13 protein-coding genes are annotated in these 12,193 nt (G+C 36.5%); 2 read left to right on the top strand and 11 right to left on the bottom strand.

The genetic code is table 11. The annotated features are described in order from the left end of the window. Nucleotides 1-314: 314 nt before the first annotated feature. Entirely contained in the window at nt 315-608 is a 294-nt protein-coding gene (locus ABEG63_RS17805; RefSeq protein WP_267404695.1) for a cytochrome C, read from the top strand. Nucleotides 609-650: 42 nt separating this feature from the next. Beyond that, a complete protein-coding gene (locus ABEG63_RS17800) occupies nt 651-917 on the top strand; it encodes a cytochrome C (protein ID WP_346586596.1) in 267 nt (88 codons plus the stop codon). Between the two features lie 29 nt (nt 918-946). Here the strand turns inward: ABEG63_RS17800 and ABEG63_RS17795 are convergent, their stop codons facing one another. The 11 genes from ABEG63_RS17795 to ABEG63_RS17745 all read right to left on the bottom strand — a co-directional run bounded on the left by ABEG63_RS17795 (nt 947) and on the right by ABEG63_RS17745 (nt 12,165). Continuing rightward, nucleotides 947-1,462: a hypothetical protein gene (locus ABEG63_RS17795; protein ID WP_346586594.1), complete on the bottom strand. Its 516-nt coding sequence runs from the start codon at nt 1,460-1,462 to the stop codon at nt 947-949. Continuing rightward, the gene (prfH, locus tag ABEG63_RS17790) at nt 1,449-2,147 is read right to left on the bottom strand and encodes a peptide chain release factor H (RefSeq protein WP_346586592.1); all 699 of its coding nucleotides are present in this window, start codon (nt 2,145-2,147) and stop codon (nt 1,449-1,451) included. Before prfH ends, ABEG63_RS17795 begins: the two co-directional genes overlap by 14 nt. Next, the gene (locus tag ABEG63_RS17785) at nt 2,126-2,713 is read right to left on the bottom strand and encodes a hypothetical protein (RefSeq protein ID WP_346586590.1); all 588 of its coding nucleotides are present in this window, start codon (nt 2,711-2,713) and stop codon (nt 2,126-2,128) included. Before ABEG63_RS17785 ends, prfH begins: the two co-directional genes overlap by 22 nt. Nucleotide 2,714: 1 nt before the next feature. Beyond that, nucleotides 2,715-3,266 (bottom strand): hypothetical protein, encoded by a 552-nt coding sequence (locus ABEG63_RS17780; RefSeq protein ID WP_346586589.1) that lies wholly within the window; start codon nt 3,264-3,266, stop codon nt 2,715-2,717. 84 nt (nt 3,267-3,350) lie between these two features. Next, a complete protein-coding gene (locus ABEG63_RS17775; RefSeq protein WP_346586588.1) occupies nt 3,351-4,742 on the bottom strand; it encodes an RtcB family protein in 1,392 nt (463 codons plus the stop codon). Nucleotides 4,743-4,752: 10 nt separating this feature from the next. Then, nucleotides 4,753-5,502: a hypothetical protein gene (locus ABEG63_RS17770; RefSeq protein ID WP_346586587.1), complete on the bottom strand. Its 750-nt coding sequence runs from the start codon at nt 5,500-5,502 to the stop codon at nt 4,753-4,755. A gap of 524 nt (nt 5,503-6,026) precedes the next feature. After that, complete coding sequence (locus ABEG63_RS17765) at nt 6,027-6,209, bottom strand: hypothetical protein (RefSeq protein ID WP_346586586.1); 183 nt, start codon at nt 6,207-6,209, stop codon at nt 6,027-6,029. Nucleotides 6,210-6,218: 9 nt separating this feature from the next. Continuing rightward, complete coding sequence (locus ABEG63_RS17760; protein ID WP_346586585.1) at nt 6,219-7,202, bottom strand: M28 family peptidase; 984 nt, start codon at nt 7,200-7,202, stop codon at nt 6,219-6,221. Nucleotides 7,203-7,225: 23 nt separating this feature from the next. Next, the gene (locus tag ABEG63_RS17755) at nt 7,226-7,717 is read right to left on the bottom strand and encodes a hypothetical protein (protein WP_346586584.1); all 492 of its coding nucleotides are present in this window, start codon (nt 7,715-7,717) and stop codon (nt 7,226-7,228) included. Between the two features lie 66 nt (nt 7,718-7,783). Continuing rightward, a complete protein-coding gene (gene scpA / locus ABEG63_RS17750; RefSeq protein WP_346586583.1) occupies nt 7,784-9,901 on the bottom strand; it encodes a methylmalonyl-CoA mutase in 2,118 nt (705 codons plus the stop codon). A gap of 230 nt (nt 9,902-10,131) precedes the next feature. Beyond that, nucleotides 10,132-12,165: a prolyl oligopeptidase family serine peptidase gene (locus ABEG63_RS17745; protein ID WP_346586600.1), complete on the bottom strand. Its 2,034-nt coding sequence runs from the start codon at nt 12,163-12,165 to the stop codon at nt 10,132-10,134. Between the last annotated feature and the right edge of the window lie 28 nt (nt 12,166-12,193).

The following is a 12,193-nucleotide window of genomic DNA, read 5'->3' as shown; positions in this document are numbered from 1 at the left end:
ATATTTTTGAGGGAAATTTTATGGTCTTTAAAAACTGACATAATGATGGAATATCACCTATAAATATAAAAATAAATCCATGCAGAAAAGAAAAAGTCGAAAGAAAAAATCTTCCGACCAAGACTAGGCTTTGCCCGCCGCCGCCGAAACTCAGAAAATAGCGAGTGCGAAAAGCGGGAAATAGCTTCTAAAAAAAAGGGCGTTTGAGAAAATTTGCCTTCGCCCATTCATATTTATACTTCTTCTAAATTAAGTCTCAATTTATCAATGAGAAAGGGAATTTGCTACATTTGTTATCAATCAAAATAAGAAAAATGAAAAAGATAATCGCTGTAGCATCATTCATTGCTGTTTTATTAGCATCTTGTACATCAAAATCATCTACACCAACAGCTCCAATAGGACCTGCAACGTCTACAGCTGAGCAAATAGCGCAAGGAAAAACTATTTTCGAAAACTCTTGTGGCAGATGTCATAAATTACCCGATCCAACGGCTCACACTTCGGTACAATGGGTGGGTATCATGAATTCGATGGCTCCGAAGGCTAAACTTACGGATGAGCAACATCAGTGGGTTTATGATTATGTTGTTTCTGTAAAGAAATAAACCTTTTCAAAAAATATTGTTATGAAAAAATTGATTTTAGGTATGATTATCGTGTCTGCGTTTATGGCTTCTTGCGGACCTAAAAGTGTAGCTGTCACCGGCCCAAAGTATACCTCATCTGAACAAATCGCGCAGGGAAAAACTGTATTTGAGAACTCTTGTAATAAGTGTCACAAACTTCCTGATCCGGCAAAGCATGATGATCAAGGTTGGATAAAAACACTGGCAAGAATGGCTCCTAAAGCCAAATTAACCGATGACCAGCATCAAATGGTTTATGATTATCTGATTTCTGCGAATAAGAAATAATTTTTCTAAATAATATAAAAGAAGGAGATTTATTTAACCTCCTTCTTTTTTTGGGATTTTATTTTCTTTGGCATTTTAGATTTTACAAACTTTTTACGATCCTTTACCACATTCAAACTATATTCTGTGAAACAATACTTTGTAGATTCGTCTAGAAATTTCAGGGCATTCTTAAAACTTCCTCTTTTTTCGGAAAGCAGGGATCGGTAAAACCATATTGTAGCCTTGTCAATCCCTTTAATTTTTAATGCATATTCGATTAATCTTGCCGCTTCATGAAAATCTTCGTTATCCAAAAGACATTTGATATAATACTGCGGAGTATTAAGATTATTGACATCATACAGCATGGCTTCTTCAAAATACAGCTTTGCTTTTTCGTAATCAGAAAGCATTTCGCTGTAAATTCTTCCCATCAAACAAAGGCTGTCTGCGTCTTCCGGATCGTAAGACAACGCATAATTCAATGCTTCCAAACATTCCGGAAGACTATAAGGATAATTATCCAAAGCTTCGAAGTAATATTTATTTTTAGTTAAGGTCATTGTTGTAGTTTTTTAAATCATTTTTGAGTTGATTTCTCTGTTTTTTGAAAGATTTTTCCTGATAATTCTTTTTAAAATCTGTTCCGGAAAAAGTACGAACCGGATTTCCTCTTTGCACCTGTAAATGATTGTTCCACGTTTCCTGCATTCTTTTTTGAAGTTGAATAATATTCTGTTCTAAAACTTTTTCCTTCAATCTTGTAATCGACAATTTTTTATTCTCCAATTGCGAACGCGAATCCTGCACGAAAACACTTTGCCCCGTCGGAATGTGAATTGCACGAACAGCCGTATTCACTTTATTCACATTCTGCCCGCCACTTCCCTGACTTCTTGTTGTCTGAAACTGAATATCTTTTTCATTAAATTGAATCTTGTCCAAACCTTCAAGTTCAAAAACTCCAATAAACCAGTTGCTTCTTTTATGCAGTTTTCGGAAGGTACTTTTTCCTGTCCAGCAAATGCTTCCAAGCCATGCTTTTAAAAAATCATTTAAAATTTTTGCTTTTAAAAGAATGGTCACAGATTTCAATGTTAGATTTTCATCACCATTTTCACGATGGATGATTTTATAGTCTATATTATTATTTTTTGCTTCCTCAAGGAATGTTTTCAGCACTTTGGCAACGACCCATTGGCATTCCAAAGGTCCTCTTCCTGAGGTTATTTGTATGAGTTTTTCCATTTTTGTAAAATTTTCAAAATCGCCTCTCTGTTTTTGGCTTCTTTAATAAATGTTGGTAATCTTTCTACCATTCGCATTCTGTACGGTAATCTTGTTCTCAAGTCTGATGAAACATAGTTTTCCATCTCTAAAAGATGTTCCCTATTTTTTGCCCAGAATAATTTTCCTTTAAAATCTTCCTGAAAATAATATCGACAACCGAAAACGGGATCATGTATCAAGCCTTCTTCTTTTATTGAACTATTGAGATATTTCTCTGATTTTGGTTGAATTTGAAAAGAAGATTCACATTCATCACATTTTACAGTAACATTCTTAGGTTTTACTTTTAAGTTTCCCTGTTCGTAACGAATCTGATGCGCACAAACCGGACAATTTAACTTTACAAACGCCTTGTAAACCACTAAATCCAATCCATTTTTTCGCAAATCACAATGATTACACTCTAATGTTGCCGTTTTATAGCTATGTTCATTTTTCACAACTGCATCTTCTCCGCAATCCGGACAGACTACGAGAATACTTTCGTGATAGCCAAAATATTCCTGTTTATATCTTTTTTTCATTTCAGTTTATTTTAGGCATTTCACTTAATTTCACATGACCAACAGGATCAATTCCTTTTTCCAATAATTCTTTTGCCGCCATTACTGCCCAACATTTATCACTGGAATGGATATTTCTGTAAAACGACAGTAAAATATCAGGTTTTACGACAGTAAATCCGTTTGCTTCGACAGTTTCTAAATTATTTCTTTCAAAGAAATCGATGGTAATTCTGTGGAATTTTCCGTTTTCTAGTTCAATTGTTTTCTCATATCTTCGGAAATTTTCTTCACTCGGAAGATGATCGTACCTCGTCCAGACTTTCTGAAAATCTTCCTGTTGAAGAATCATGACAACCTCAGCAACATTTTCTTTCTTTACAAAAACATCAATATCCTTATGATCATGGGCATGTTTGTATTCTGTATGACCGGTTTCAGACATAAAATGCCACGCCCAACCTCCTGAAATGATGACTTTATCTTTTAATTTCTCTAAAATTTCCAATCCGCTTTTAATTCTAAATTCCGGCCAGACTTCACCGTATCTTTTTATATTATGTGGTGCTCCCATTTTGTCAAATTTTTTGTTGATTGTTGACAGTTGATAGTTGCTGGTTAAAATCCATCAACCAACAACTAAAACCCATCAACCAATTTATCTATCCATTCTCACAATTCGAGGTTGGAAAGTTCCGAGAATATCAACCAATTCACTTTGTGCATTCATCACCTCATTAATGTCTTTGTAAGCCATTGGCGCCTCTTCTGCATTTCCGCCCATTAACGTGACATTTTTGAGTTTTAATTCTTTTTTGATGTCATTTTGGGTAAAAAGACTTCGGCATTCTCCTCTAGAATGAGCTCTTCCTGCGCCGTGTGAAGCCGAATTCAAAGAATCCGGATTTCCTTTTCCGCGAACGATGAAACCTTTTGCCGTCATCGAACTGGGAATCATTCCCAATTCATTTTCATTGGCCGGAGTTGCTCCTTTTCGGTGAACGATTACTTCTTTTCCGTTATGAATTTCTTTCCAAGCAAAGTTGTGATGATTTTCGATTCTGGCTTTTACTCTTCCTCCGACCGCTTTCACCAATCTTTTGTGAATATCGTCATGACAGGCTGAAGCATAATCTCCTGCCAAATTCATCGCCGTCCAATATTCCAATCCGAGATGAGTGCTTAAATCCAGCCAGGCAAATTGTTGTGCTTCTTTTGGCAACGGACATTGTTCTGTCGCCACTCTAGAATAATATTGAGCGATTTCCGCACCCAATCCGCGCGAACCGCTATGCGAAAGAATGCCGAGATATTTACCTTTTGGAAGTCCGATTTGTTCATCTTCTTCCGTGATTTCTACTTCTCCGAATTCCACGAAGTGATTTCCCCCTCCGGAACTTCCCATTTGCTTAATGGCTTTTCCTTTTAATCTTCTCAAAATCGGAATTAAATCAAACGTATCTCTGTCGAAAATTTCGTGATCGACGTGAGATTTATGTGTTTCATACATTCCGAATTTGGTATGTTCGGCAAGAGCTTTTTCGTATTTATCTCTCGCTCCGTCAAGATATGAAATAGGTGTATCCAAAATACTGAGGCTCATTCTGCAACCGATATCCATCCCGACTCCGTAAGGAATCACCGCATTTTCTACGGCGAGAACTCCACCGATTGGAAGCCCGTAACCGCTGTGTGCATCGGGCATTAAAGCTCCCTGCATCGAAATTGGAAGTTTCAATGCGGTGTACAGTTGGTTTTTTGCTTCATCCGAAATTTGAGTTCCGAAAATATTAAAAGTCGCTCTGTTTGTATTAAGCATTCTTTTTTCTGTTTTCTTGGATGAAAGCAAAGCTTCTGCGATTTGTCCGAACGTTAAATCTTTTTCGAATTGTTCTGGATTTTGCAGAATTTCCTTTAAAAGAGATTTCACATGATGAATATTTTTCGTTGCAAAATTTCTTTTCATGACTTCCAAAGCGATGTTCACACTCTGATTGTTTGGATAGCCTATTTTTAATATATCTTTTCCTTTAAGTTTTAAATTTCCCATTGTTTTTGTTTTAAAATTGGAGGATATTTCCATCCTCTGAATTTTCTGCAATCTCTGTTGCAGACATTTTGTAGTGAACGCATTTTCTGCTGTTCAGCGGATCACGTTTGTATCTATCTTTCCACGGATTGGGTTTACCATATATCTTTTTATGAATAATTCCCATAATTTTATGCCGACCTAAAAATGAATCGAGTTCATCAATTTCTTTTTCTAAATCGGAATTCAATGGTTTGTAATGAGTGACCATGTTTGGTTTTACTCTCAATACAAATCTCCACGGTTCGATAAATTCGTAGTAAATATTATATCTCTTTCTGAACGGACAATACTCTTCTCTTTTTAAGAAATATTGCCTTTCTCGGATTGTTAATCCCAACTTGGGATCGTTCCATTGATGTGTTGAAAATCGAGCCAATTTCTGCTCTCTTTCAATATATATTCTTCGTCCGCATTTTCTTTTCTTTTTTAAGAATTTTCGGGTTTCTGAGTACATCTTTGTATTGATCTTATCTAAAATTCCTTCGAAGAAATCGCCATCTTTGGAACGTTTCACATCGTCTCTTATGACAAAGAATCTTACAAAACCTCTCTGATAAGGTTCCATCAAAGGAACTAACGGAATATTTCTTCTTATTTTCCAAAGTTCATCACTAAGTTTATACTTTTTCCTGATCTGCTTTTCTACATCTTTTCTTATGATTCTTTTTCTGCTTCTCAGACTTCGTAATCTGGAAGACAAAAGGTTATCTTTTTCCATTACATTTTAGATATTAGAAGTGAGACTTCGATATATCACATTAAATCTGAATCAACTAGCATTTTAGTTGACTTTATTTAAACCTCATAGGCTTCAAAAACCTATGAGGTTTCGTTTAGCGGTAACCTTTTCCTAGCCCCGATTGCAACGGCATCCTTTTTTGTTGCGGCCGCAGCGAAGCGGAGGCCGTAATAAAAAAGATATAGTGGAAAGCGGGATAAAGCTCCTAAAAAACTTTATTCGAAAAGATTCCAAAAATTGTATAAAAAAAGATTTCGGGGAAACTGATTTGAGTTTGATATATTGCGCAATAAAAAACCCGAAAATCTTACGACTTCGGGTTTTGATATATCATTATACTGTTATTCTAAGAGTGTACCAAACCACGAAGCCTCGCCTTTGCAAAAGGCAATCCTACTGTTGAATGTAGATTAAATTTGAACATTGCTTCGTTGTTTTTTAATGGTTAAACTTGATTTTCAGATGCAAAGATATAGTATTTTTTTAATCTGCAAAATAATTTTTTAAAATTCTTTGCCTTTCATCATGCTGAGCATCAAGTTCAAAGCATTTTCCGAGTGAAGGAATGCCGTATTTTTCAATGTATCTTCGGTGACTTTTGAGGTTCTTTGCTGCATCTGTTTTTCGTAGTATGAAATGGCTCCGAGGTCAATGTTGAAAGGATGATATTCAATCTGAGAATCCATATTTAAAATTTACTTTAAATTAATCAAACTGATGAAAATGGCATCAATCACCTTCGTCATTCTTTGTAGATCGAGCGTTTCCAACGTATCTGTCGATTCGTGATAATTTTTATTTCTAAAAAAAGAGGTATCTGTAATCATTAAAGCCGGATAATCAAATTTCCAATAATTCATATGGTCTGAAAAATCTACTCCTTTTACAAACTTTGGAGCCGGAAAAGTTTCTGTTTTGATTTGTTTTGACTCTTTAAAATTATCAATAAAGTTTCTTACAAATTTTCCTGAACCGCTAAATCTTTTAACCAAAGTGATAAAGTCACCTTTATTTCCATAAATCCACGAAAGGGCTCCTACAGGAAAATCCTGCGAATTTTTTTCATCTTTAAAATAACCGATCATTTCCACACTTGCCATTCCGTACACGTCAATATGATTATCTTTGAGATATTTCGCATGAATATAACTTCCCATATTTTCAGTTCTGAAAAACGGTGGTTCCTCCAATGTATAAGCAACCAAATCGATTCTATAATTGAGTTTTTGTCCGTTCAACATTCTAGCTAATTCCAAAAGAGCTGTCACTCCAGTCGCATTATCATCTGCCCCTTTTTGATCGCCGCAAACATCATAATGAGCTCCAATGATAATTCTCTTTTGATGTTCTGTCCCGAAAGAGCAGATCACATTTTTATATGTTTTACCGCCTACTTTATATTCCTGAAAAGTAGTTTCATCGGCATATTGATTGAAATTTCTAAAAATATAATCGGCAGTAGCATTCAGTTGTTCTAGATTATTATAATTCCGAAATTGTGGACTTTCAACCAACGATTGTAGATGCTGATTTACCAAATGAATATCTGCTGAAACATTTGCTTTATTTAGACGAGTTTTCGTTTTGAAAGTTCCACAAAGAAAAAGAGTTAGAAAGCAAAAACCTACAAGAAGAAAAAATTTTCCTCTTGTAGGCTTCAATATATTTTTAAATTTCATTGTTTATAATAGGTTAATTGAATTTAATCTTTCGAACCCAAATCATCCATCGTATCTTCCATTCCTCTGCTATTCGGGCGATAGGTTCTTTCAGGATCAAGGAAATAAATATCGTGTCTTGCTTTCGCAATGATTCCATCATATTCTTTCTCCGTCATTCCGTCAGGAATATCTTTCTGGTGATCCGAAGGTTTTCTGTACACTTCAAGCGCGCCATTCTCATTAAGAACAATTTTTGCGATTCTGGCCTGTTCAAGATCATCTGCATAGACCACGATGTTGTTTTTCCCGATACTATGCGTTCTGTAGGCATCCAACATTTCGGCATCGTGGGCAAAAACATAATCAAAGAAGCCTTTTGTCTGCTCGTCTTCCTGATAATGATTAAGCCCTGTTTCAACCTTTGATTTGGAAACAATAATATTTGCTTCGCTGAATCCTTTTTCTTTTAAATCTTTTTTAATTTCCTCTGTATCTACAGTCTGCGGAAATACTGAAACTACTGTATAAGCCATAATATTTTGTTTTGGTTATGGTTTACAGTACAAACGCTGTGCAATTTATTCGTCGAAAACGTTAATTTAGTTTAAAAATTTCTCCAAAATATCGACAGCGCATTTCGGTAGATTTGTTCCCGGACCGAAAATAAAGTCTGCTCCGTTAGCGTATAAAAAATCATAATCCTGTTGAGGAATTACGCCACCAACAACGATCGTAATATCGTCTGCACCGAGTTTTTTCAATTCTTCCACCACTTGCGGAACCAATGTTTTGTGACCCGCCGCCAATGAAGAAACTCCCAAAATATGAATGTCATTTTCCACGGCCTGTTTAGCCACCTCTTCCGGAGTTTGGAACAATGGCGCCACATCGACGTCGAATCCCATGTCTGCAAATGCGGTCGCCACGACTTTTGCTCCTCTGTCATGACCATCCTGTCCCATTTTTGCCACCATTAATCTTGGTCGGCGACCTTCCTCTTCCTCAAATTTTTGAGTCAGATTCAATGCTTTTTCGAAAAATTCGTTCTTTCCTGCATTCATGGCATACACTCCTGAAATTGTTCTGATGTTTGCTTTATATCTTCCGAAACTCTCTTCCATGGCATCACTCATTTCTCCCAGCGTCACTCTTCTGCGAGCCGCTTCGATACATAATGCTAAAAGATTGCCTTTTCCTGTTTTTGCGGATTCTCGGATTTCATTTAAAATCTGTTCAACGGCTTCGGAATTTCTGTTTAATTTAATGGAGTCCAATCTTTCGATCTGCTTTCTACGAACTTCCGTATTATCAATATCCAAGATTTCAATCGCTTCCTGTTTTAATTCTGATTTAAATGAATTCACACCGATAATAAATTCCTCGCCGCTATCAATTTTAGCCTGTTTTCTTGCCGCCGCTTCCTCAATTCTCATCTTTGGAATACCCGCTTCAATGGCTTTTGTCATTCCGCCTTCCTGCTCAACCTCATCGATGTATTTCATGGCTTCTTCGATCATTTGTTGAGTCAGAGATTCAACCAAATTACTTCCACCCATAGGATCTACAACATCACAAATTCCACTTTCTTGCTGGAGAATAATCTGTGTATTTCTTGCAATCTTTGCCGAATAATCTGTCGGAAGTGCAATCGCTTCATCCAAAGCATTCGTGTGAAGAGATTGAGTTCCGCCCAATGCAGAAGACAATGCTTCAATCGCAGTTCTTGTAATATTATTGAAAGGTTCCTGCTCTGTTAAAGACCAACCTGAAGTTTGCGAGTGGGTTCTTAAAGCGAGAGATTTTGGATTTTGAGGATTGAATTGCTTTAATAATTCAGCCCAAATATATCTTGCGGCACGCATTTTTGCGATTTCCATGAAGTGATTCATTCCGATTGCCCAGAAAAAAGATAGTCTTGGGGCGAAATCATCCACATTCATTCCCGCTTTTATCCCGGTTCTTACGTATTCTAAGCCATCTGCAAGCGTATAAGCCATTTCCAAAACCGGAGTTGCACCTGCTTCCTGCATATGGTATCCTGAAATAGAAATTGAATTGAATTTCGGAATATTTTTAGATGTATATTCGAAAATATCAGCAATGATTTTCATGGAAGGTGCCGGTGGATAAATGTAAGTATTTCTCACCATGAATTCCTTCAAAATATCATTCTGAATGGTTCCTGAAAGCAAATCCTGAGCAACGCCCTGCTCTTCCGCAGCAACGATATAGAAAGACAAAATAGGCAAGACAGCCCCGTTCATTGTCATGGAAACGGAAATCTGATCTAATGGAATTTCATTAAACAGAATCTTCATATCCTCCACAGAATCAATTGCCACACCTGCTTTTCCAACATCTCCAACCACTCTCGCATGATCGGAATCATAGCCTCTGTGCGTCGCCAAATCAAATGCCACCGAAAGTCCTTTTTGTCCTGCAGCTAAATTTCTTCTGTAAAAAGCATTGGATTCTTCTGCTGTCGAGAAACCTGCGTACTGACGAATCGTCCACGGTTTCTGAACATACATCGTAGAGTACGGCCCTCTGAGATAAGGTACAATTCCGGGAGACGTTTCCGTTAAAGATTGATCTTTAACATCTTCTTTTTTATAGGAAGATTTTAACTGTAATCCGTCTTTTTCAAAAGGATAGATTTCCGTTATTTTTTCAGTTATATTAAATTGAGGAGTTTTGTTTTGAACTTCTCTTCTCATACTTTCAGATTTATTAGATGGCTAAATTTAAGCATTTTTGGAATAATAAAACACTATTGATAACCTTATGATTACGTGGATTTTAAATTAAAATTAACTCGCATTACATTTTGTTTAAAGTATGATCAAAATATAGTTTTGAAATTCATAAATCCATCTTAGTACCACTATTAAGAAATAAAAACCGGATGAAGCTCATCCGGTTTTATTTTATGTTATAACAATGTATTCTAAAGTTTAATTCCCATTTCATATAAAGCAAAAGAGATCAAATCTGCATTTTCGCCAATCACCTGTTCCGTAGATCTTCCGGCTCCGTGACCTGCATTTTTCTCAATTCTTAAAAGGATAGGATTCTTACAATTTTGTTTTTCCTGTAATTCTGCACCAAATTTGAAAGAATGCGCAGGAACTACCCTATCATCATGATCACTTGTGATAATCATAGTTGATGGATAGCACGTAGATTTCACATTATGCACCGGCGAATATGACTTTAAATATTCAAACATTTCTTTGTTATCCTCCGCTGTTCCGTAGTCGTAAGACCATCCCGCTCCGGCTGTAAATTTGTTATACCTCAACATATCCAAAACACCCACTCCCGGGAAAGCAACTTTTGCCAGATCAGGACGCATTGTCATCGTAGCTCCCACTAAAAGACCACCGTTTGATCTTCCCGACAACGCCATATATTCTTTTGAAGTATAGCCTTTAGCCTGTAAATATTCTCCAGCAGCAATAAAGTCATTGAATACATTTTTCTTCTGCATTTTCGTTCCTGCATCATGCCATTTTTTACCGTACTCCCCTCCTCCACGGATGTTTGGAACGGCGTAAATACCACCATTTTCCATCCAGATGGCATTTACCACAGAGAAAGCAGGTTGCAGACTGATGTTGAAACCCCCATAAGAATAAAGAATCGTAGGGTTTTTGCCATCCAACTTAGCCCCTTTCTTATAATTAATCATCATCGGAACTTTTGTTCCATCTTTTGAGGTATAGAAAACCTGCTCAGAAACATAATCTTCAGGATTAAATTTCACTTTAGGCTTCTGATACACCTCTGATTTTCCAGAATCTGCATTGAATTTATACGTTGTTCCCGGTGTAATATAGTTCGTGAACGAGAAATAAAGCTCCTTCTCTGTTTCCTTACCGCCAAAACCTCCGATATTACCTTTGCCCGGAAGCGCAATTTCTCTTACTAATTTTCCAGTCTTGTCATACTGTTTCACCTGATCAATAGCATCAATCATATATGTCGCAAAGAAATAACCACCACCTGAAGAAATTCCCAAAACATTTGGCGTTTCCGCAATCACATCTATCCAGTTTTCAGGAGATGGATTTTTAATGCTTGTCTTTACCAAACGCATATTCGGAGCATCTTTATCGGTAAAAATAAATAAATTATCACCTTCTGTATCTACAATGCTCGCATTGATGTCGAAACCTTTATTAATCTGAACGAAATCACCACCATTTTTCAGATCTTTGATATATAATTCGTTTCCGTTGGTGGCATTCGCAGCAGAAATAATTAAATATCTCTGATCTTCAGAAACCCCCGCGCTTAAATATCTTCTCGGAGTCTTTTCACCACCAAAAATCAATTGATCTGCTGATTGTTTTGTACCTAATTTGTGGAAATATACTTTATGCTTATCCGTCATTCCTGAAAGCACCGTTCCTTCTTTAGGTTTATCATAGCTTGAATAATAAAAGCCTTCATCACCTCTCCATGAAATTCCGCTGAATTTTACATCCACCAATGTTTCATCGATCTGCTTTTTAGTAATCGCATCAATAATGATGATTTTATTCCAGTCGCTACCGCCTTCTGAGATGGAATATGCCGCTAAATTTCCTTTTTTATTGAAAGATAAATTCGCCAAAGAAGTAGTTCCTTTATCCGAAAATTTATTAGGATCTAAGAAAACCTCCGTAGATTTTGTTTTATTGTTGGTTCTGTATAAAACCGACTGCGCCTGCAATCCGTCATTTTTATAATAATATGTATAATCGCCTTCTTTGAAAGGTGCTGAAATTTTTTCATAATTCCAGATATCTCTCAGCTGATCTTTGATTTTATCTCTGAAAGGGATTTTGGAAAGGTAATTCTGAGTGTAGCTCACCTCTTCATCCACCCATTTTTTAGTGGCTTGGGAATCATTTTCCAAATCCCTGAACGGATCGGCAACCGAAGTTCCGAAGTAGGTATCGGTTTGATTTCCTTTTAATGCTTTAGGATAATTCATTTTTTGAGAATAAAAAGTTGCTGAAAAC

It is taken from the genome of Chryseobacterium sp. C39-AII1, assembly GCF_039672645.1.
Classification (GTDB): Bacteria; Bacteroidota; Bacteroidia; order Flavobacteriales; family Weeksellaceae; genus Chryseobacterium.
Note: the sequence above shows the minus strand (reverse complement) of the source record. Positions and strands in the feature narration are given on the sequence as shown.